At 64.5% G+C, this 20,008-nt stretch carries 17 protein-coding genes; 5 read left to right on the forward strand and 12 right to left on the reverse strand.

The window, feature by feature from the left end; translation table 11 throughout:
- The first annotated feature begins 14 nt into the window (after positions 1 to 14).
- Positions 15 to 611, forward strand: coding sequence for a 2-hydroxychromene-2-carboxylate isomerase (locus BZG29_RS22375; protein ID WP_077407679.1), 597 nt, complete (start codon positions 15 to 17; stop codon positions 609 to 611).
- A gap of 6 nt (positions 612 to 617) precedes the next feature.
- Here BZG29_RS22375 and coaD read toward each other — a convergent pair whose 3' ends face one another.
- The 5 genes from coaD to BZG29_RS22400 all read right to left on the reverse strand — a co-directional run bounded on the left by coaD (position 618) and on the right by BZG29_RS22400 (position 6,158).
- Entirely contained in the window at positions 618 to 1,763 is a 1,146-nt protein-coding gene (coaD, locus tag BZG29_RS22380; RefSeq protein WP_077407681.1) for a pantetheine-phosphate adenylyltransferase, read from the reverse strand.
- 94 nt (positions 1,764 to 1,857) lie between these two features.
- Positions 1,858 to 3,192, reverse strand: coding sequence for an ATP-binding protein (locus BZG29_RS22385; protein WP_077407683.1), 1,335 nt, complete (start codon positions 3,190 to 3,192; stop codon positions 1,858 to 1,860).
- Between the two features lie 2 nt (positions 3,193 to 3,194).
- Complete coding sequence (locus tag BZG29_RS22390) at positions 3,195 to 3,854, reverse strand: response regulator transcription factor (RefSeq protein ID WP_034783312.1); 660 nt, start codon at positions 3,852 to 3,854, stop codon at positions 3,195 to 3,197.
- Between the two features lie 51 nt (positions 3,855 to 3,905).
- Entirely contained in the window at positions 3,906 to 5,423 is a 1,518-nt protein-coding gene (locus BZG29_RS22395; RefSeq protein WP_077407685.1) for a Do family serine endopeptidase, read from the reverse strand.
- 258 nt (positions 5,424 to 5,681) lie between these two features.
- The gene (locus BZG29_RS22400; RefSeq protein WP_077407687.1) at positions 5,682 to 6,158 is read right to left on the reverse strand and encodes an Hsp20 family protein; all 477 of its coding nucleotides are present in this window, start codon (positions 6,156 to 6,158) and stop codon (positions 5,682 to 5,684) included.
- Between the two features lie 218 nt (positions 6,159 to 6,376).
- Here BZG29_RS22400 and BZG29_RS22405 point away from each other — a divergent pair, with 218 nt between their 5' ends.
- Together BZG29_RS22405 and BZG29_RS22410 are read left to right on the forward strand one after the other, a co-directional pair.
- Complete coding sequence (locus BZG29_RS22405) at positions 6,377 to 8,260, forward strand: M61 family metallopeptidase (RefSeq protein WP_077409241.1); 1,884 nt, start codon at positions 6,377 to 6,379, stop codon at positions 8,258 to 8,260.
- Between the two features lie 70 nt (positions 8,261 to 8,330).
- The gene (locus BZG29_RS22410) at positions 8,331 to 8,681 is read left to right on the forward strand and encodes a hypothetical protein (RefSeq protein WP_034783462.1); all 351 of its coding nucleotides are present in this window, start codon (positions 8,331 to 8,333) and stop codon (positions 8,679 to 8,681) included.
- Positions 8,682 to 8,877: 196 nt separating this feature from the next.
- Here BZG29_RS22410 and BZG29_RS22415 read toward each other — a convergent pair whose 3' ends face one another.
- The 4 genes from BZG29_RS22415 to imuA all read right to left on the reverse strand — a co-directional run bounded on the left by BZG29_RS22415 (position 8,878) and on the right by imuA (position 12,618).
- Positions 8,878 to 9,636 (reverse strand): S9 family peptidase, encoded by a 759-nt coding sequence (locus BZG29_RS22415; RefSeq protein WP_077407688.1) that lies wholly within the window; start codon positions 9,634 to 9,636, stop codon positions 8,878 to 8,880.
- Positions 9,637 to 9,706: 70 nt separating this feature from the next.
- The gene (locus BZG29_RS22420) at positions 9,707 to 10,411 is read right to left on the reverse strand and encodes a glutathione S-transferase N-terminal domain-containing protein (RefSeq protein WP_077407690.1); all 705 of its coding nucleotides are present in this window, start codon (positions 10,409 to 10,411) and stop codon (positions 9,707 to 9,709) included.
- 79 nt (positions 10,412 to 10,490) lie between these two features.
- Positions 10,491 to 11,978, reverse strand: a complete 1,488-nt coding sequence (locus BZG29_RS22425; RefSeq protein ID WP_077407692.1) for a DNA polymerase Y family protein — start codon at positions 11,976 to 11,978, stop codon at positions 10,491 to 10,493.
- The gene (gene imuA, locus BZG29_RS22430; RefSeq protein ID WP_077407694.1) at positions 11,908 to 12,618 is read right to left on the reverse strand and encodes a translesion DNA synthesis-associated protein ImuA; all 711 of its coding nucleotides are present in this window, start codon (positions 12,616 to 12,618) and stop codon (positions 11,908 to 11,910) included. The genes BZG29_RS22425 and imuA overlap by 71 nt, the downstream gene beginning before the upstream one ends.
- 205 nt (positions 12,619 to 12,823) lie before the next feature.
- On the opposite strand from imuA, the gene BZG29_RS22435 reads away from it, so the two are divergent.
- Positions 12,824 to 14,089 carry a putative Na+/H+ antiporter gene (locus tag BZG29_RS22435; RefSeq protein WP_077407696.1) on the forward strand — a complete coding sequence of 422 codons (1,266 nt, stop codon included), beginning with the start codon at positions 12,824 to 12,826 and terminating at the stop codon, positions 14,087 to 14,089.
- A 57-nt stretch (positions 14,090 to 14,146) separates the two neighbouring features.
- Here the strand turns inward: BZG29_RS22435 and BZG29_RS22440 are convergent, their stop codons facing one another.
- From BZG29_RS22440 to BZG29_RS22450, 3 genes are all read right to left on the reverse strand, one after another.
- Positions 14,147 to 16,180, reverse strand: a complete 2,034-nt coding sequence (locus BZG29_RS22440; RefSeq protein WP_077407699.1) for a GNAT family N-acetyltransferase — start codon at positions 16,178 to 16,180, stop codon at positions 14,147 to 14,149.
- 83 nt (positions 16,181 to 16,263) lie between these two features.
- Positions 16,264 to 17,478, reverse strand: coding sequence for an MFS transporter (locus BZG29_RS22445; RefSeq protein WP_077407701.1), 1,215 nt, complete (start codon positions 17,476 to 17,478; stop codon positions 16,264 to 16,266).
- A 305-nt stretch (positions 17,479 to 17,783) separates the two neighbouring features.
- On the reverse strand, positions 17,784 to 18,971 hold the full coding sequence (locus BZG29_RS22450; protein ID WP_077409242.1) for a PHB depolymerase family esterase: 1,188 nt from the start codon (positions 18,969 to 18,971) through the stop codon (positions 17,784 to 17,786).
- A 412-nt stretch (positions 18,972 to 19,383) separates the two neighbouring features.
- Here BZG29_RS22450 and BZG29_RS22455 point away from each other — a divergent pair, with 412 nt between their 5' ends.
- Complete coding sequence (locus tag BZG29_RS22455; protein ID WP_077407703.1) at positions 19,384 to 19,968, forward strand: PRC-barrel domain-containing protein; 585 nt, start codon at positions 19,384 to 19,386, stop codon at positions 19,966 to 19,968.
- The last annotated feature ends 40 nt before the right edge of the window (positions 19,969 to 20,008 follow it).

The following is a 20,008-nucleotide window of genomic DNA, read 5'->3' on the forward strand; positions in this document are numbered from 1 at the left end:
CTGGAAACGATGCCATGGCCACACTGGAATTCTGGTTCGACTTCGGCAGCAACTACAGCTACCTGAGCGCCATGCGCATCGACGCGCTGGCGCGTGAAAAGCAGGTGCAAGTGATCTGGAAACCCTTCCTGCTGGGCGTCGTCTTCAAGGCGCTGGGCTGGGAGACGTCGCCGTTCGTCTTGCAAAAAATCAAGGGCGACTACACGTGGCGCGACATGGCGCGCCAGTGTGAAAAGTACGGTTTGCCATGGCAGCAACCGGGCGTCTTCCCCCGCACGGCCCTGCTGCCCATGCGCGTGGCGCTGATCGGCGCGGACCAGGGCTGGATTGCGCCCTTTGCGCGCCGCATGATGACGATGAATTTCGCCGAAGACCGCGACATCGACAACCTCGAAGCCGTCAGCGAGGCTTTGGAAGAACTGGGCCTCGATGCGCGCGCCATCGTGGCGCTGGCTTTGACGCAGGACAACAAGCTACGGCTGCGCCGCCAGACCGAGCAGGCACAAGCGCTGAAGCTGTTCGGCGCCCCCAGCTTCCTCAGCGGCGGCGAACTCTTCTGGGGCAACGACCGGCTCGACGATGCGCTGGCGCATGCCGCCGCCCGCCCCTGACGAGCATCAGCCGGCCAGCGCCGCGATTTCCTTCTGCATGTTTTCAATGGCCCGTTCGTTGTACTGGTCGGCAAAGTATGCATCGCCGAACAGCTGGTCCGCCTGCGCCTTGCCGCACAAATGCTGCAGGGCCAGGCTCCGCTGCTCGTTGAAGCGCGCGGGGTCCACGTGCGCGTATTCTCGGCCGATGGCTTGCGTGTAGGCCTGGTACACCTCGTCATCCTGCCCCAGGATGGCCAGGTCGGCGCTGAGCATGGCGTCTTTCAGCGCGTGGCTGATGCCCGGCCCCTGGAAATGATCGGTGACGCGTATCAATTGCGCCACATCAAGGTTGTCGCCCGCATCGAGGCCGCTGGCCAGCCACAACTGGGCGCTCGCCTCTTCGCTGGAATACAGGGCATCGTCGTCGTGGCTGTAGACGGCGTCGTGGAACCAGAACGCCTTCTTGACCAGCGCGCTGTCGCGCTTGGGCGCATAGGTATTGTCGGCCCACACGCGGATTTCGGACAGGCCGTGCACCAGGTGATCGAGATTGTGATAGTGGCGGTCCGCGCCGCCATACGCCTGCGGCCCCGTCAGGTGGGCGAACCAGTGATCCGCCAGCGCGATGTCCGCTTGCGAGGCAGTCGTGTAATTCCACAGCGCTTCCCACTCCTTGCGCAGGCAGTCGAGTATCCACGCCTGGTAGGCCGGGCCGGGGACGAATTTCTTCATGGTCCAGTTCCAGCCCACGGGGCCTTCCAGCGCCTTGACGAAGCTGGAGCTGACGGAGCCGAGGTCGCGCGGCGGCATGACGAAGATCGTCTTGGCGCCCTGCAGCACGTCCACATTCGTTTGCTGGATCAGGTTTTCATAGTCGAAATCGGCCGTCGTGCGGATGCCGCGGATCAGGTAGTCGCAGCCATGCTTTTTCGCCGCGCGCGCCGTGTAGTCGCCCTTGACGATGACCACCTGCACATTGTCCCAGCCGCACTCGCGCGCGCTCTGCTCAATGATGCGCTTGCGGTCTTCGGCGGGAAATTGGGGACGCTTGGCGGGGTTTTGCGACAGGAACACGATCACCTCGTCGGCGAGCGAACGCGCCTCGCCGATCACCCACATGTGGCCGTTGGTGATGGGGTCGAGGGTGCCTGAAAAGCCGATCTTCTGCATGCTGCGCTCCGTTTGCTTGATTGCTTATTGCGCAGACAATATATGCCAGCGGCGTGCGCGTCAATGCAACAGGCCAAAGATCATGATCAAAACGCTATTTTTTTACGGCTTGCGGGAATTCCACGCGCACGCACAGGCCGCCCAGGCGCTCGGATTTGTCCAGCACCAGGCGCGCGCCATGGCGTTCGGCGATGGCCTTGATGATGGCCAGCCCCAGCCCGCTGCCGTTGGCGTCCGTGCCGGGCACGCGGTAGAAGCGGCTGAAGACGCGCTCGCGCTCCTCGGGCGGAATGCCGGGGCCGCTGTCTTCCACCAACAAGGTCACGCCGACGGGGCTGGCGCGCAGGTCGATGTCGACCGTGCCGCCCTGCGGCGTGTACTTGATGGCGTTATCGACCAGGTTGCGCAGCATGATGTTGAGCGCGTCGGCCTGGCCCGCCACCTTGGCCGCATCCATGTGGTGCAGGCCCAGGTCGATCTTGCGCGCCTGCGCGATGCCGGCCATGTCGCCCAGCGCGCGCTTGACGACATCGTTCAAGTCCACCGCCTGCAGCTGGTCGCCGCTGGCGGCACTCGCTTCCTGGCGCGCCAGCACCAGCAGCTGCTCGACCAGGCGCGTGGCCCGCTCGATGCCGGCGCTCACGCGGGAAATGGCCAGGCTGCGTTTTTCTTCCGATTCAGCCCGTTCCAGGCTCAATACCTGCAGTTTCAGGGCCGCCAGCGGCGTGCGCAATTCATGCGCGGCGTCGGCGACGAAATGCTGCTGCGCGTCGAACGCCGTCTTGACGCGCCCGAACAGCAAATTCAGCTCATGCACGAGGGGGCGCACTTCGTCGGGCAAGCCCGCTTCCGAGACGGGAGATAAATCGTCCGCCTGGCGCGCCGCCACCTGCTTGCGCACGCGCGAGACGGGCGCCAGCGAACCGCTGACGACCCACCACACGACCAGCATCAGAATAGGCGCCATCAGCGCGATGGGACCGACCGTGCGCAGGGCCAGGCTGCCGGCCATGCGCTTGCGCACGGCCATGTCCTGGGCGATCTGCACGGTCTGGGAACTGGTTTGCACGGAAAAGATGCGGTAAGTCGTGCCATTGGCTTTCACGTTGGAAAAGCCCAGCACGGCGCGCTGCGGCAATTCCGCGCGCGTGATCGAGCGGAACACCTGCACGCCGTCCGGCGTCCACACCTGCACCACCATGTCGTTGTTGACGGGGTCGGCCGGCAACGCTTGCGCATGGTTGGCCAGCGGCGCGCCGGAGCGCAGCGACAGGGCCATCTGCTGCATGTGGTAATCGAAGATCTGGTCGGCGTCGTACAGGGCGCTGCGGTAGGCGATCGAGGCTTGCGCCAGGGCCGCCATGATGATGGCCGCCAGCAAAAACCACAGCAGGCGGCCGCGCAGCGAATGCGTCACCGTGACCTTCATCCTCATGCCTTGGGCACCATGTAGCCGAGGCCGCGCACATTCTGGATCAGGTCGCTGCCCAGTTTCTTGCGCAAGCCATGGATATACACTTCCACGGCATTGCTGTTGACTTCATCCTTCCAGCTGTACAGCTTTTCTTCCAGCTGCGCGCGCGACAGCACGATGCCGGGACGGGCGATCAAGGCTTCCAGCACGGCCCATTCGCGCGCCGACAGGTTGACCGGGTGGCCCTCGGCAATCACTTCGCGCGTCAGCGGATTGATGGAGACGCCCTGGTGTTCGAAGATCGGTTCCGGCCGCCCCGAGGCGCGCCGCAGCAGGGCGCGTATGCGCGCCAGCAATTCGTCGAGGTCATACGGCTTCAAGACGTAATCGTCGGCGCCCGCGTCGAGGCCGGCGATGCGCTGCTCGATGGCGTCGCGCGCCGTGGCTACCAGCACAGGCGTGTCGAGCTTGCGCAAACGCATCGAGCGCAGCACATCGAGGCCATCCTTGCGGGGCAAGCCCAGATCCAGCAGCACCAGGTCGTAGGTTTGCGTCTGCAGGGCCGTATCGGCCATGTCGCCATCCTTGACCCAATCCACCGCGTAATGCTCGGCGCGCAGCAAATCGAGCACCACCTCGCCGATCATCGTATCGTCTTCTACCAGCAATAAGCGCATGCCCTACTCCTTCATCTTGACTGTTTTATCGACCTTGCATCCTGCGCCAGATCAACCGAGGCGCACGGGAATGAAGATCTTATCGGGGCCGCGCTGTATCAGCAAGGCCACCGACTTGGCGGATTTTTCCACCACGTCGCGCACCTGCTCGACCGTGTTGACGGGACGGCCATTCACCGACAATAGCACGTCGCCCGGCTGCACTCCGGCATTCGCGGCGGCGCCGCCCGCATCTTCCACCAGCAGGCCGGCGCTGATGCCCGCCTCGCGTTTTTCATCCGATTGTAACGGACGCAGGGCCAGGCCCAGCTTTACCTTGCCGGCGGCGCTGTCGCTCTTCGCCACTTCGGCCACCTTGTCGGCCGCATTGCCCAGGGTTGCCGTCAGGCTGACGATCTTGCCGTCACGCCAGACATCCATGCTGATCTTGTCGCCTGGCAAGGATGTACCCACCAGCGCCGGCAAGTCGGCCGAACCGATGATGCGCTGGCCATTCACCTTGCGCACCACGTCGCCCGATTTCAGGCCCGCCTTGTCGGCCGGGCTGCCCCGCTCGACGTTGGCCACCAGCGCGCCTTCCGGCGTGGCCAGCTTGAACGAGTCGGCAAAGCCCTGGTTGACTTCCTGCACCGTCACGCCCAGCTTGGCGTGGCTGGCCTTGCCCGTTGCAACGATCTGGTCCTTGATGCGGCCGGCCAGGTCGATGGGGATGGCGAACGACAAACCCTGGAAGCCGCCCGTCTGGCTGTAGATCTGCGAATTGATGCCGACCACTTCGCCGCGCGTGTTGAACAGCGGGCCGCCCGAGTTGCCGGGGTTCACCGCCACGTCCGTCTGGATGAACGGCACATTGCTGTCGTCCGGCAGGGAACGGCCCTTGGCGCTGACCACGCCGGCCGTCACCGTGCTGTCGAAGCCATACGGCGAACCGATGGCCAGCACCCACTCGCCCACTTTCAGGTCGCTGGAATGGCCGAGCGGCACGATGGGCAGGTTGTTGGCGTCGATCTTCAGCACGGCGATGTCCGTCTTCGGATCCGTGCCCAGCACCTTGGCGCGGAATTCGCGGCGGTCGTTGAGCTTGACGGTCACTTCGCGCGCATCGCGCACCACGTGGGCGTTGGTCATGATGACGCCGTCGGGGCTGACGATGAAGCCGGAACCGAGGCCGTGCGTGGGCACGTCGCGGCCGCCGCGCTGCCCGCCTTGCGGCCCCTGGAAGCGGCGGAAGAACTCGAGGAACGGGTCGTTGCCGAAGTCGTCATTGCCGGCCTGGGCCGATGGGTCGTACGCCACCTTGGTGCTGCCCGTCACGCTGATGTTCACCACGGCCGGGCTGTTGCGCGCGGCGATCTGGCTAAAGTCGGGCAAGGCTACCAGCGGCGCGCTGGCGGCGGGCGCCACGGCGGCAGCCACGGGGGCGGCGGGGGCGCCAGCGGCGGCGGCATTCGCGCCGGCATTGTTCTGATGCACCACCATGGCGCCGCCGGCGCCCAGCACACCGATCGCGGCCAGCGCGGCTACGGTGCGTTTGATTTTCAGGGATGCGGTATTCGTTTGCTGTTCCATGAATTGCTCCTCATTCAATGAGATTTTGATGTATGCAATAGTGGGCCACGAGTCTTAGGCGGTGCTTAACATTTTTCCATTTGGAAACAGGCATTTGCGCCTTTAAGCAGGGTTTAATCTTGCGTGCCGCACGCATGTTGCATGCCGATCAAGGAGGACCCGAACTGGCTCCAGACGTGACACTGGCCGGATCAACCGGCCAGTATTTTACTGCATGGGAGAGGCTAGCCCGGGCGCCCGAGGGGCGCCGCAGTCAGATCAGGCCGCCTGGCGCTGTTCCAGCGCATTCACGTTAGCGGCCGTGGCGATGGTGTCGCCGCCGGTGCCGATCTCAATCTTGCGCGGTTTCAGCGCTTCCGGCACTTCACGCACCAGGTCGATGGTCAGCATGCCGTTTTCAAACGTGGCGCCCGTGACCTTCACATGGTTGGCCAGCTGGAAACGCTGTTCGAAATCGCGGGCAGCGATGCCGCGGTGCAAGAACGTGCGCTCGACGCCATCTTTCTGCTTGCGGCCCGTGACGTGCAGCGAGTCGCGTTCGGTGATGATGTCGATCTCTTCGCGCGAGAAGCCGGCCAATGCCATCACGATGCGGTACTTATCTTCCGACACGAGTTCGATGTTGTAGGGCGGGTAGCTCGGTTGCGCATCGGCGCGCTGTTCGTTGAGCAATTGCGCCAGGCGGTCGAAGCCGATGGCGGAACGGTACAGGGGAGCAAGGTCAAAAGTACGCATGATAAATATCCTTTTCATTAAAGCGATAAGAGGGGCGGACCTCACCGTGAGCATCCGCCTGTTACCGATATACGGCCTGTCAACGCCCTTTCAAGGCCTTGAAATTGGCGAAAAACGCCCCAGACGGCCTCAAATTTGTAAGAAATTTTTACAGAATGCTAGACTCGGCCTTTGTCCTCCCGCCGCCCCGTCCCATGCCCCGCTCCATGCCCCGCTCCATGCCCTATTCCCGCGCCTTGCTGTCCGTGTCGTTCTTCCTTCTCGTTTCCACTGCGGCCCAGGCCGCCTCGCCCACCGCTCCCCCCATCGTGCTGCAGGTGGACGCCAGCAATGTGGCGCAGCAACTGTTCAGCATCCGCGCAAGCATTCCCGCCGCGCCCGGCAAGCTGACCTTGCTGTATCCGCAATGGGTTCCGGGCAATCACGGTCCCAGCGGCCCCCTGAACCAGCTGGCCGGCCTGCGCCTGTCCGCCAACGGCCAGCCCCTGGAATGGCGGCGCGATCCCGTCAACATGTTCGCCTTCCACCTCGACGTGCCGGCCGGCGCCACGGCCGTGGAAGCGCAATACCAGTTCCTCTCGCCCGTCGACACGAGCCAGGGCCGCATCACCATGACGGGCGCCATGCTGGGCGTGCAATGGCATGCGATGACACTGTATCCGGCCGGGCGCGCCGCGCGCGACATCCTCGTGCAGCCATCGTTGACCCTGCCGGCCGGCTGGGAATTTGCCAGTGCCCTGGAAGTGCGCGCGCGGGCGGCCACGCCAGCCGGCCAGCAAGTCGATTTCGAAGCGCTGGACCTCGACACCCTGGTCGACTCGCCCGTCTTCGCGGGGCGCCATTTCGAGCGCATCGACCTCGATCCGGGCGCCAAAATCCCCGTGCACCTGAACGTGATGGCCGACAGCGCCGACAGCCTGGAAGCGTCGCCGCTGCAAATCGAACAACACCGGGCCATGCTGCAGCAAGCCTATAAATTGTTCGGCGCGCGCCACTACCGCCACTATGACTTCCTGCTGGCCCTGAGCGACGAGTTCGGCGGCATCGGCCGCGAACACCTGCAATCGAGCGAAAACGGCGTCAAGCCCGGCTATTTCAGCGAGTGGGACAAGAACGAGGCGGAGCGCGTGCTGCTGCCGCACGAGCTGGCGCATTCGTGGAACGGCAAGTTCCGCCGCCCCGCCGGCCAGGACACGCCCGATTTCAACACGCCGCTGCAAAACAGCCTGCTGTGGGTATACGAAGGCCAGACGCAGTACTGGGGCAATGTGCTGGCGGCCCGCTCCGGTCTGGTGGCGGCAGCCCACATGCGCGACCTGTTCGCTGCGACGGCGGCCCATTACGACGTCATGCCCGGGCGCAGCTGGCGCACCATGCAGGATACGACGAACGATCCCATCATCAATGGCCGGCGCCCCATCGGCTGGAGCAGCTGGCAGCGCGACGAGGATTACTATATGGAAGGTGCGCTGATCTGGCTCGACGTCGACACCACCATCCGTGCACTGTCCCGCGAGCGCCGCTCGCTGGACGACTTCGCCCGCGCCTTCTTTGGCGTGCAGGATGGCAGCATCACGCCCCTGCCCTACACGTTCGAGGATGTGGTCGCGGCCCTGAACGCCGTGCAGCCGCACGACTGGGCCGCCTTTTTGCGCACGCGCCTGGAGAGCCACGGCCCCGGCGCCCCGCTCGATGGCCTGGCCCGCGCCGGCTGGAAGCTGGTCTACCGCGACACGCCCACGCCCTTCCTGAAAGCCAATGAAGAGCGCGGCGAGAGCACGGACCTGACGTATTCGCTGGGCTTGACCATCGACAAGGATGGCAAGCTGGGCAAGCTGCTGTGGGATGGCCCCGCCTTCCGGGCGGGTTTGTCGGGCAACACGACCTTGCTCGCCGTGAATGGCACGGCTTACACGCCCAAGCTGCTGAAGGCGGCCATCCAGGCGGCCAAGACGAGCCCGCAGCCGATCAACTTGCTGGTCAGGAAGGGCAAGCAATTCCAGACGGTAGCGCTCGACTACCACGGCGGCTTGCGCTACCCGCAACTGGAGCGCATCGCCGGCACGCGCGACCGCCTGTCGGCCATCCTGCAGGCGCGCTGAGGCGGGGATTGCCCGGTGATTTTGCGCCGCGCGCCCCATGCGGGGCCGGCTTTTGGTGTATGCTGGCGGCATGAACAATGACACCGACATCCAGCTCAGCGGCCCCTTCAAGGCCACCGACGGCTCCGGCCGTGCCCACGACATCAAGGCCATCCGCATCTTCGACGAAGGCTACGGCATCATCGACGTCTACGTCGATTTCGCCGCCCCGCTCGAAGCGGGCGCGTACAAGGACAAGACCCTGGTCGGCCACATCCTGGCCCGCCTGCGCAGCCTCGGCTACGTGGGCCCCGACTTCGGCCATGGCGACCTGGGCTTGCAAGACAAGAAACTGATCGTCCTGGAAGCGCCGGAGGAATTTTCCGCCTTTGCAGTGAGCAAGGGCTGGAAGGATTTATCCGCCGAATTTGACGAAGACTGAGAACACCTGACCAAATCTACTGCGCGTCGCGCTTTGCGGCCGGCGATGCTCACCGTGCTTTAGCACGGCTGCGCTTCTCGGCCACAAATCACTGCCGCTCGCTACGATTTTGTCAGGTGTTGTAAAGTACCAATAGTATCCGCGCCGCGCCAGCTTCTGCTGCCGCGGCGTTTTTCATGGGCGACCGCTTGCTTACTTAGCTGATATAGCGCGCGCTCCAGGCGGCAATCACATTGGCCACATAGGCCGCATCATTGCGCCCCGTCAATAAGTGGTCGGCATCGTCAAGCGAGACGAAGCTTTTCGGGTGCTTGGCCGCCGTAAAGATCTCCATCGCGTTCGACAGGCTGACCGTCGTGTCGTTGGGCGCGTGCATCACCAGCAGGGCGCGGCGCAGGCCGGCGATGCAGGCCTTGAGGCTGTGGCTGCCCGCGTCGTCGACGAATTGCTGGCGGATGCGGAAAGGCCGCCCTTCCAGCTGCACCAGCGCTTCGCCTTCGGCGGCGATTTGCTCCAGATGCTCGCTGAACATGCGCGTGACATACGCGGGCGTGCTGGGCGCGGCCAGGGTGGCGATGGCGGTGGCTTCCGGCACTTGCGACGCGGCGGCCAGCACGGCCGCGCCGCCCAGGCTATGGCCGATCAGCAATTGCGGCGCGGCATGTTTTGCCCGCATGAAATCAGCGGCGGCGACCAGGTCGTCCACGTTCGACGAGAAATTGGTGGCGGCGAACTCGCCTTCGCTGGCGCCCAGCCCCGTAAAATCGAAGCGCAGCACGGCGATGCCGTGCTCCGTGAGACCTTGCGCGATGCGCCGCGCGGCCAGCACGTCCTTGCCGCAGGTAAAACAGTGGGCGAACAGCGCATAGGCGCGGATGGCGCCGTCGGGCGCATCGAGCCGCGCCGCCAGTACATGGCCGTGCGCGCCGGGAAAATCTTGCCGGGTGGATTTCATTGTCTCAGATCAAAGCTGCCGCGCAGGGCGGCCGATGGCGCATTGTAGCGCCGCCTGGCCGCCGCCTGCTTTAACCACGCTTGGGAATATCCACGCCCCTGGCAACGGCTGGCCTGGCCAGGAAGGCATCGAGCGCGCGCTGCACGTTCGGGAAGTTGGCAAAGCCGACGAGGTCGCCCGCGCCATAGAACCCCACCAGGCAGCGCACCCACGGGAAGATGGCGATGTCGGCAATCGTGTACTGGCTGCCCATGATCCAGTCGCGGCCCTGCAGGCGCTGCTCGAGCACGCCCAGCAGGCGCTTCGCTTCGCCGATATAGCGTTCCAGCGGCCGCTTGTCCTCGTAATCCTTGCCGGCGAATTTGTGGAAGAAACCTACCTGGCCGAACATGGGGCCGATACCGCCCATCTGGAACATCAGCCATTGGATCGTTTCATAGCGCAGGGCCGCGTCCTGCGGCAGGAACTTGCCCGTCTTTTCCGCCAGGTACAGCAGGATGGCGCCCGACTCGAACAGGGCCAGCGGCTTGCCGCCGGGACCGTCCGGGTCGAGGATGGCGGGAATCTTGTTGTTCGGATTGAGGGACAGGAAGGCGGGCGACAACTGGTCGTTTTGCTCGAAGCTGACCAGGTGCGGCTCGTACGCCAGGCCCAGCTCTTCCAGCAGGATGGAGACCTTGATGCCGTTCGGCGTGGGCAGCGAGTACAGCTGCAGGCGCTCGGGATGCCGGGCAGGCCATTTACCGGTGATGGGAAAGTCGGAAAGTTGGGACATGGAAATCCTTATTGAGTGTATGACGTGGCGCAAGAAAGCAAGTATAGCCAAGCATGGCAGTTTCAGCAGGACAGCGCCTTCAGCCAAACAAGCCATGCAAAAACCAGCGCGGCGCGGCATCTTCTCCGCTGCCGGCGATGCGTTCGCGGTAGACCCAGTAATGGGCGTGGTCGAGGCCTTCCGCAATAAAATAATCGCGCGCCTGCGACTGGCCCCACCAGCCCGCCTCGATGCGTTCGGCGACGGACACCATTTTCAACGGCGAGCCATAAAACGGCCGGTGTTCGCGCATCAAGAGGGCGATGGGCTGGGCCAGCAGCCAGCCGGGACGGGGCATGCCGGACAAGCCGGGCGGCAAGTCGGGTGGCGCGCTTCTTGAAACGGGCTTGGCCGGCAGCGGCAGCCACCGGTTGGCCGCTTCGGGGCGGTAATCGGCGCGCGGAGATGCCTGCAAGACATTCTCGGCACCCAGGCGCGCCACCAGCAATTCCAGCAGGCGCTGGCGTTCCTGCGGCGTGCCGCCCGGCTCGGGAAACAGGGTCTCGCTGGGCGGCGCCATCGGCTGCACCTGCAGCGCTTCCAGGGTCAGGCCGATCACGGGCGCCTCCAGCACCAGCTGCGCCAGGCGTTCCTTGAGCAAGCGCAATAAATGTTCGTCGCGCCAGACGGCTTCGCCCAGGGCCAGGTCGATGACGGTGGGCGGGCGCGCCACCCTGCCCCGCTCGTGCGCCAGCAGCAATTGGATGCGTTCGACGGCGAATTGCCGCGCGCACAGCCAGCCCGTCATTTGCTGCAGCAGCCGGCGCGCGCCGAACAGCAGCGCTTCCGCGTGCTCCACGCGGTCGAACAGTTCCAGGCTGGCGCAAAACGTGGGCGGCGCTTCGAGCCACACGAACAGTTCCGTGCCGTGGCCATGCGCATCGTCGAGCATGTCGAGCAAGGCCCCGCCGCAGCGGCGCTGCAAGCCGGGCCGGGGCAAGTGGCGCAACTGCCCCAGGGTGCGGCAGCCGATGCCGTCCAGCCATTCCAGCCAGGGGCGCGCGGGCGGCAGCAAGGCGCACGGCAGGCCGTCCAGACGGCGCACCAGGCTGGCCATGCTCAATGTCCGGCCCCGGCGCGTCCCGGCGCGCGCCAGCAGCCAGGCGCCGCGCGCCGTGGGGGCGCACGACAGCCGGGCCGTGTAGCCGAGCGCGCGCAAGCTGGCCGCGATGTGTCGGCACAGGGTGCGCACGCCGCCGAACAGGCGCAGGCTGGCACCCGCATCGACGAGCAGGGTCGCTTCCTCGCCCTGCGCCACCAGCGGCGAATATTGCAGCAGCGCCAGCGCCACCGCTTGCAGCGCCTGCGCTTCCAGTGCCAAAGAGCGTTCGTGCAGGCGCGCCTGCGGCGCCAGCATCAGCGCACCCGCGCGGCGCATGCCCGGCCGGATGCCCGCCGCCCGCGCCAGCGGCGACACGGCCATCACTTGCTCCTGCTCCAGCACCACGCCGAGAAGGTCAGCCGACCAGCGCGGGCAAAACACTTCGAGCGGGAGCCGGGGCAGGTACAGGCCGATCCAGAGTCGCATGGCGTAACAGTAATGAAGGAGGTTGCAGGGGCAGGAACAGGGGCGCGTCGCGCTGCGGTCCCCGGCGCTTGATGAAGCCGATCTCGATGCCGCCGGCGGCCGGGCGCACGGACAGGCGCAGCGGCGCCGGCGACGCATCCTGCGCGGCGTGCAAGGGGCGCAGCATGCAGAACAGGGTGTTGCCGGACTGCGCGGCCAGGTGCAGGCGGCGCAGGCTGTCGGCGCGCACGTGCGCCTGCCAGAACAGCAAGGCGCCGCACGTGCCGCTGCGCAAAATGTTTTCCGCCGCCCACAAGGCATCCTTGCTGCCGGCGCTCTTGAGCCACAGCAATTGCGACGGCGCCAGTCCCTGCGCGGCCAGGGCCAGCGCCTGCGGCGGATGGGGCGGCTGCAGCAGCACGATGGGCAAGCCCGGCAGCTGCGCCAGCGCGGGTGCCAGCAGCCGCAATTCGCCGCTGCCCGGCTGCTGCACCAGCAGATCGATGAGGCTGCCGCTGGGCCAGCCGCCGCCGGGCAGCTGCGCCGACAAGGCGGCAAAGCCCGTGTCCAGGCAGCGCGTGGCGCCCTGCCCCAGCTGCGATGCGCGCCACAAGGACGGGTGCAAGGCTTCCGGCGAGGCCATCAATTGAGAATGTTGCATAATTGAATATGAAGATGAGTACTGTATGCATATACAGTACTATTCAGCCCCCCTTTTGGCAAGGCATATCTGCGCATCCCCATCCGGAGGCCGTCCCGCAACGTCCGAAAAACCCCGTTTCCCGCATCGATTGCTGTACCATAAGCACTCTCCTTACCGCTCGGCAATGCACCGGGCGGCTTCCTCCGTCCATAAGGAAACGCATTTGACCACCATCCAAATCATCAGCGCCATCGTCTTCGGCCTTGCGCTCATCCACACCTTCGCCGCCAAGTCGTTTGAGACATTATCGCGGCGCCACCCCCGCCATGCGGGCTTGCTGCATCTGCTGGGCGAAGTGGAAGTCGTGTTCGGCTTCTGGGCTTTCATTTTGATCATCATCATGGCCTTTGTCTCGGGCAGCGATGCGGCCATCGAGTATGCCGAGTCGCGCCATTACACGGAGCCGCTGTTCGTCTTTGTCGTCATGGTGGTGGCCGCCTCGCGCCCCGTGCTGGACGCCGTGCAGCGCCTGTTGAAAGGCGTGGCGCGCGTGATGCCGCTGCGCACTGAACTGGCCCTCGTCTGGCTGGGTCTGGCGCTCGTGCCCCTGACGGGCTCCCTGATCACGGAACCGGCCGCCATGACCCTGGCCGCGCTGATGCTGGCGCCGCAAATCTTTCGTCCGGGCATTCCTGAATGGCTGAAATACGGTGCCCTGGGCGTGCTGTTCGTCAACGTTTCCATCGGCGGCACCCTCACCTCGTATGCGGCGCCGCCCGTGCTGATGGTGGCCACCACGTGGAACTGGGACAGCGCCTACATGGCCACCCATTTCGGCTGGAAGGCCGCCATCGCCGTGCTGGTCAACGCCACGGGCGTGAGCATATTGCTGCGCAAATATCTGCACAGCAACACCTCCGACATCAAGCCGAAGGCCGGCGATGTGGAAGCGCCGAAAGTGCCGCTGGCCGTCAGTCTGGTACACATGATCGTGCTGGCCGGCGTCGTCACCCTGGCGCACCATCCCGTGCTGTTCATCGGCCTGTTCCTGTTCTTCCTCGGCTTCGTGCAGGCGTATGAGCGCTATCAAAGCCCGCTGATCCTGAAGGAAGGTTTATTGGTCGGCTTCTTCCTGGGCGGCCTGGTGGTATTGGGCGGCATGCAGCAATGGTGGCTGCAGCCCATCGTTTCCAGCCTGAAACCGCTGGCCCTGTTCTTCGGCGCCCTGGGCTTGACGGCGATCACGGACAATGCGGCCCTCACCTACCTCGGTTCGCTGATCGTCGGCATGACGGACGAAGCGAAATACATGCTGATGGCCGGCGCCGTGGCCGGCGGCGGCCTGACCGTCATCGCCAATGCGCCGAACCCGGCCGGCGTGGCCCTGCTGCGCCGCGGCTTCAAGGATGAATCGATCGGCGCCGTCGGCCTGCTGGCGGGCGCCCTGCTGCCGACGGCCGTGGCGGGCCTGGCCTTCCTGGCCCTGTAAGACTGCTCAGGGGCGGCTGCCGGCCGCCCCTGCTCCCCTCCTCCTCAGTTACACTCCTCAGTTTCCTTCATACACGAGGAAATGCAGCCGGTCATAGAACAGGCTGTAGGCATAGTCGAAGGTGCCCACGCTGCGAAAACCCTTGTGCAGATACACTTGCAGCGCTTCGCTCTTTTCCCACACCGTCAAGGTGATGCGCGCGCAGCCCTTGCGGCTGGACAGGTCGCGGATTTCGTGGAACATTTGCCGGAACAAGCCCTGCCCACGGTATTTTTCGTCGATGGCCAGGCTGCTGACGAAACAGTCGTCGGCGCGCGCATGCGCGAGCACGAAGGCGTCATACGCATCGTCGAGCGCCTTCATGTCATCGCGGTAATACGAGACGGCGCCGCAAGCCTGGAACTCGTCCATCGTCGCGGCCGTAAAGAAGCCGATGAAACGCCCGTCCTCGTCATGCAGGCCGTGGATATGCGCCAGGTAGGGGTCGATGTTCTGCCGCCGCTGCAATTCGACGAACTGCAGATTGAGTTTATTGCCGAACGAACAGTATTCCAGATAGCTGGTAGCAAACAGCAATTTGGCCATGCGGTTCTTCGCCTCGTCGCCCAGCAGTTCGCCCGCCACCAGCGTGAGCGGCGCATGCGACAGCAGGCCCGCCTGAGCCTCGTCACCTGGCGGGGCGGCATCGCCGGCGGCCGGCATGCGGCTGCCGTGGCGACCCACGGTCGGGCGCCAGAAGTTGCCGGCGGCAATATGCTGCGAACGGTGGGCCAGCAGGTAGCGGCAAAAAACGTCATTCACGCGGTCGAGCTGCGGATCGTCCGACAGCACCGAATAATAGTGAAAATGCTCGATATCCGCCCGCAATTGGGCAGCATACGCCATGCGCGGCACTTCCTCGATATCGAACACGTCAACGATATTGGGCAAGATCAAAGGATCGTCGAGTTGCCAGCCGATTTCGTCGAGCCGCGCCACGCAGCGCGCATACGCGCGCCGCTCCTCGTCGCTCAAGGGGATGTGCATGTCGGTAATGATATCGTCCAGCAAGCGCATGCCGCGGATGCCGCCCGCCACCGCTTCCCGCGCGCCGTCATACAGCACGCAAAAGCGCTGGTAAAACTCGGCATGGCTGAGCAGGGTCACGCCCAGGTTTTTCTTCCATTCGGCATAAAACTGGCCGAACAGCCGCGCCTCGAATTGCGGGCAGGAACGGGGAATCTGCGCATCGATGCCCGCATACGCGCGGTTCACATTGCGCTGGATCACGCGCAGCGCCGCATCGTTCTTCTTGGCGATCAGCATGCCCGTTTCATCGAGAAACAGATTCATCCAGCTGACATGCCGGCGCTCTTCGCTGTCATCATCGTTGCGCTGGAAATAATCGGGCACTTCCGGCTTCATCAGGAAAATCGTCGCCGGATTGTGCGGGATCGTATCGACATCCATATACAGGCCGCCGTATTCGCACATGATGAGGATGCGGAAATAATCGGACAAGGTGGCGAAATAGCGCTGCGTATGCAGGATATCGAGGATATCGAAGCGGGCCGGCGCGAAGTCCAGCGCCAGCGCGCGCAGCGAGTTGATATGCAGGGTCGTGCCGCCGATGTCGTAGCGGCCTATCGTGTAGCGCCCGGCGCCGCCCGTGGGGCTGAAGCGCTCGTCATCGCGCAGCTGCTGCGCATCCCACACCCACAGAATGGAGACATACGGCGCGCCGCCGTTGTGCTGCACTTCTTCCAGCGCCGCGCCCCACTGCCCGATCGCCTCGCAGGCGATGGCCGGCAACGGTCCGCCCATCCAGATGCGGTGCAGGTAGCGCTCGTCCTCGCCGAGCGCGCGCGTGGGGATGCAGCTGAGCGAGGAACAGCTTGCCGCATTGAAATGGTTGAAATTCAGGGCGACGAAGCTGCGCAGGGCGGCGATGCCCGCCTGGTGCTCCGCGGCCAGTTGTTCCAGATCAATGCCAGGGGGCCGCACATCGGCCAGAGTGATGTAATCGAGTTTCAGCCGGTTGATGCGGAACTCGTATTCCAGGTTGAAAATCTTTGCTTGATCGTGTTTCGAGGCCAGGTCATCTATTTTCATGGGCGCACCATTTTCCGCAGGAGAGTGTCAATAAACGTCGCAGGAGATAAAACAAGGTCGACAACATGCGCATCGTTGCGCCATCAGTGCCGGGCGAGCAGCACCTCGCTTTCCCGGCGGCCCGCCATGCCCCGCGTAAACAGCAGCAGGCAGGCCGTGATGACCACGATGACGGGGATATTCAGCAGCGCATACGTTTCCAGCGCATAGCCGAAGCGCTGGCACAGCACGTTGTACAGCTGCAGCCAGGCGGACAGATAAATGCAGTACAGCAAGCTCATGGCGGCCGTCGTCAAGGTCATCGATTCCTTGCTGGCCGTGATCGCGCTGCGGATCAGGGCGCCGTTGAACAGGCCGAAGCCGATGGAATAGACAAACATGCAAGCGGCAAACACGTCGACGTGATGGCGGCCCGCGCCGGCGCCCAGCATGCCGGCGGCCGCGATCAGCCCGCCCAGGCGCAACAGGGAAACGAGGGGGAAATCCTGGCGCAGGCGCTGGATGGCGATGCTGCTGAGAACGAAACCGGACAAAATCACGCATTGCAGGGCGATATACGTGGTGTAGGACGCGCCCATTTCCTGCAGCACGAAGAGGGGCGAAAAGCCGATCCAGGCCGTCAGGGGCACGGTGGCCAGCCCGGCCGTGAACATGCCGAACATGAAGCGCCCATTGCTGAAAATGGCGCCATAGCTGCGCGCGATGGCGCCCAGGTCCAGCCGAGCGACCGGCGCCGGCGTGCGCGGCATGGTCTTGCACAGGCCCAGCAAGGACAGCAGCGCCAGCAGGCCGGAGAGGAAAAACACGTAGCGCCAGTCCAGCCGGCTGATGATGGCGCTGCCGAGGATGGGGCCGGCCAGGGGCGCGAGGATGGTGGTGCTCGACAGAATGCTGCTCAGCTTGACGGCCGCCATGTCGTCGAACAGTTCATGGATCATGGCATAGCCGACGAAGATGAAGCAGCAGCCCATGCCCTGGATGAAACGCGCGACGAGAAATTGCTCGATCGAAGCGGTCAATGGCACGGCCACCGTGGCCAGCAGGAACAAGGTATTACCGGTCAACACGAGCTTGCGCTTGCCGATGGCGTCGGCCAGGGGCCCCAGGAATATCTGCAGGGAACTGCCGCCCAGCAGATACAGGCTCAGGGACAAGGGGACGAATTTCGCCTCCGCCTGGAACTCGCCGACGATGCCCAGCATGGCCGGCATGATCATGTCGTTGGACAAATAAATATTCAGTTCAAAGACGAGGAAAAACGCAAAAAACCACAGCAACTGCTTGGACTTGATGGACATGGCGCGTTCCGTAACGTGGGTGGCTGCCGTCAGTGCGTGCCGGCTGTCGGGGCATGGGACGGCGGACACGACTTCACTGAAAACGTGTACCAATTGTATACCAGTTAGTATTTTTAGCGCCTGTTTTTGTGATTTTTAAATACCGCAGCAATACCACTTTAGAAGTATCCCTGCTGTTGCGGTACTGGAAATCGGCACTGAAAAGGGCGCGGCCAGCGTGCCGGCGCGCGGCAGCGGGCATGCGGGGAAGGGAAGAACGATGCGTACCAGTGCCTGCGCGCCGTTGCGGCGCGCGGCGCGGCAGCTTATCGGCGGCGGTGGCCGGCGAAGAAATCGAGCAGCATCTTGCTGGCGTCGGGCTTGGCCTTGTCGTTGAACGGCAGGCTGGCGTCGCCGCCGCTCCAGGCGTGCTCGAGATGCTCGACCTGCGCCACGCGCAGCAGCACCTGCTTGCCCACCTGGTAATCGTGCAGCCCATACGCATGGGCCGGATTGCGCCCGCCCGCCGCGCCGCCAGGCAGGCGCTGCGCCGTCACCACGGTATCGAACGGCATGCGGTTCACGCGCACGCTCTGGCGCACCAGCTGCGTCTGGTTAATGGGCCGCACCACCTTGTCGGCCAGCCCTTGCAGCAGGATGGTGGGCAGGCCGGGGAACGCGGGCTGGCGCGCCAGCACTTCATCGATGGCCGCGTCGGCGCGGGCGGCCGCGCCATGCTGCATCACGCCCAGCGCGCCGATCAGGTTATGCCCGGCGCCAAACACGGGCCCCGAATGCAGGCCCAGCGCCGCAAACAGTTGCGGATGGTTCAGGGCCACGATATGCGCCATGCCGGCGCCGGCGGAAATGCCGCAGATATAGATGCGCGCGCGGTCGATCGCATAGCGGGCCGCCACCTGCTCGATGGCGCCGACGATCAGGCGCACGTCGCCGCCGCCCTCCTGCGTCAGCTTGTCGTACCACTTCCAGCAGCGGCGCGCATGCGAACGCAGCGATTGCTGCGGATACAGCACGGCATAGCCCTTGCGCTCGGCCAGGCGGTTCATGCGCGTGCCTTCGGCAAACTGCGTGGCGCTCTGTTCGCAGCCGTGCAGCATCACCAGCAGCGGCCGCCCACGGCTGCGCATGGCGGCGCTCGGCGCCTTCTCGGGCAGGTACAGGAAATACGGCAGGCGCCGGCCCGGCAACTGCCCCAGTTCCGGCAACGGCGCATAGTGGGCGGCCAGCCACTTGCCCGGCGGGGGCGCCGTTCGCTTGCGCACGCGCGGGGGCGACAGGGGCGTGGCAAACGGCGCCAGGGCAGGCAGCGCGTCGCTGGCGGGCCTGGCACGCGGCGTCGGCCGGCTCCTGGCCACGGGCTTGCCGCGGGGTTTAGGCGTGGGCTTGGCCGGCACGGGCCCGAACAGCACCTTGGCCAGCTTGCTGGCCGTGCGCTGCTGCGCCTTACCGGCGCGCAACAGCCCGCGCAACCATTTGGTGGCGGGCTTTACCATGGCAAGCGGCGCGCATGGCGTGTTGGAGCGTACCGCAAGTTCATCCCACTGCATCGTTGCATCGTCAGCATGTGCGGCCTCCTCCGTAGAATGCATAGAGTACCGCAATTGTCTGGCAACACCGTACGTTTGCACACCGATAAAAGTGCCGCTAAGTAATCCTCAGGAAATTATTGTGAATTTATGACGAACAGAACCGGATGCTATGCAAGGCGCCCACTGCGACGCAGTGCGAGCACTGCTAGCAGTGGGCAAGCCTCGTCGGCCACCTTGCAGAGCGCCGGTTATGGAAGTCAGAAATCATAATAATTTATTGGGGGTTACTTAACACCATTGAGGCAGATCAAGCGCGACCTCGTGCGCATGCTTAATCTGGATGTTCGATCCGCACTTCACCAGAGGAGAGAACACCATGAGCTATCTGGACCGCGACATCCTGGGCATGTACCGCAACCACGACGGCCCGGGGCCGGCACTGATGGGGGCAGATACCTTGCTCGGCGACGATGTCTACAATCACAACGACGAGGAGCTGGGCGACATCAAGGAAATCATGCTCGACATGCGCACGGGCCAGATCGCCTATGCCGTGCTGTCCTTCGGCGGCATCCTGGGCATGGGCGACAAGCTGTTTGCCGTGCCCTGGGAACGCCTGACCCTGGACACCGTCAACAAGCGCTTCCTGCTCAACGTGGACAAAGACTTGCTGAAAGACGCCCCCGGCTTCGACAAGAACAACTGGCCCGACATGGGCAGCGAAGCGTGGAACCAGCAGATGGAAGCCTTCTATGGCAGCGGCACGCGCTACGGCAGCGGCGCCATGGCAGGCAGCCGCATGCCATCGGGCAGCGACCTGCGCGGCGGCGCCAGCCTGCAATCGGGCAGCGAAGGCAGCATGTCCGGCACCTCCATGAGCGGCAGCCGCGCCGGTACGGGCAGCAGCCAGGGCGGCTCGCGCTCATCGCTCGGCGATGATGGCCGCGACGAGCGTAGTTGATGGAGCAGACGGCAGGCAAACCCGACAGACAAGGGCTGGG

The organism is Janthinobacterium sp. LM6 (genome assembly GCF_002002885.1).
Lineage (GTDB): Bacteria > Pseudomonadota > Gammaproteobacteria > Burkholderiales > Burkholderiaceae_D > Janthinobacterium > Janthinobacterium kumbetense.

Coding starts and splice junctions, on each gene's coding strand:
- BZG29_RS22395 (WP_077407685.1), bottom strand. CDS start 5,423: ATGGAACAGCAAACGAATACCGCATCCCTGAAAATCAAACGCACCGTA.
- BZG29_RS22410 (WP_034783462.1), top strand. CDS start 8,331: ATGAACAATGACACCGACATCCAGCTCAGCGGCCCCTTCAAGGCCACC.
- BZG29_RS22400 (WP_077407687.1), bottom strand. CDS start 6,158: ATGCGTACTTTTGACCTTGCTCCCCTGTACCGTTCCGCCATCGGCTTC.
- BZG29_RS22420 (WP_077407690.1), bottom strand. CDS start 10,411: ATGTCCCAACTTTCCGACTTTCCCATCACCGGTAAATGGCCTGCCCGG.
- BZG29_RS22390 (WP_034783312.1), bottom strand. CDS start 3,854: ATGCGCTTATTGCTGGTAGAAGACGATACGATGATCGGCGAGGTGGTG.
- BZG29_RS22445 (WP_077407701.1), bottom strand. CDS start 17,478: ATGTCCATCAAGTCCAAGCAGTTGCTGTGGTTTTTTGCGTTTTTCCTC.
- BZG29_RS22450 (WP_077409242.1), bottom strand. CDS start 18,971: ATGGTAAAGCCCGCCACCAAATGGTTGCGCGGGCTGTTGCGCGCCGGT.
- BZG29_RS22405 (WP_077409241.1), top strand. CDS start 6,377: ATGCCCTATTCCCGCGCCTTGCTGTCCGTGTCGTTCTTCCTTCTCGTT.
- BZG29_RS22425 (WP_077407692.1), bottom strand. CDS start 11,978: ATGCGACTCTGGATCGGCCTGTACCTGCCCCGGCTCCCGCTCGAAGTG.
- BZG29_RS22440 (WP_077407699.1), bottom strand. CDS start 16,180: ATGAAAATAGATGACCTGGCCTCGAAACACGATCAAGCAAAGATTTTC.
- BZG29_RS22375 (WP_077407679.1), top strand. CDS start 15: ATGGCCACACTGGAATTCTGGTTCGACTTCGGCAGCAACTACAGCTAC.
- imuA (WP_077407694.1), bottom strand. CDS start 12,618: ATGCAACATTCTCAATTGATGGCCTCGCCGGAAGCCTTGCACCCGTCC.
- BZG29_RS22455 (WP_077407703.1), top strand. CDS start 19,384: ATGAGCTATCTGGACCGCGACATCCTGGGCATGTACCGCAACCACGAC.
- coaD (WP_077407681.1), bottom strand. CDS start 1,763: ATGCAGAAGATCGGCTTTTCAGGCACCCTCGACCCCATCACCAACGGC.
- BZG29_RS22385 (WP_077407683.1), bottom strand. CDS start 3,192: ATGAAGGTCACGGTGACGCATTCGCTGCGCGGCCGCCTGCTGTGGTTT.
- BZG29_RS22415 (WP_077407688.1), bottom strand. CDS start 9,636: ATGAAATCCACCCGGCAAGATTTTCCCGGCGCGCACGGCCATGTACTG.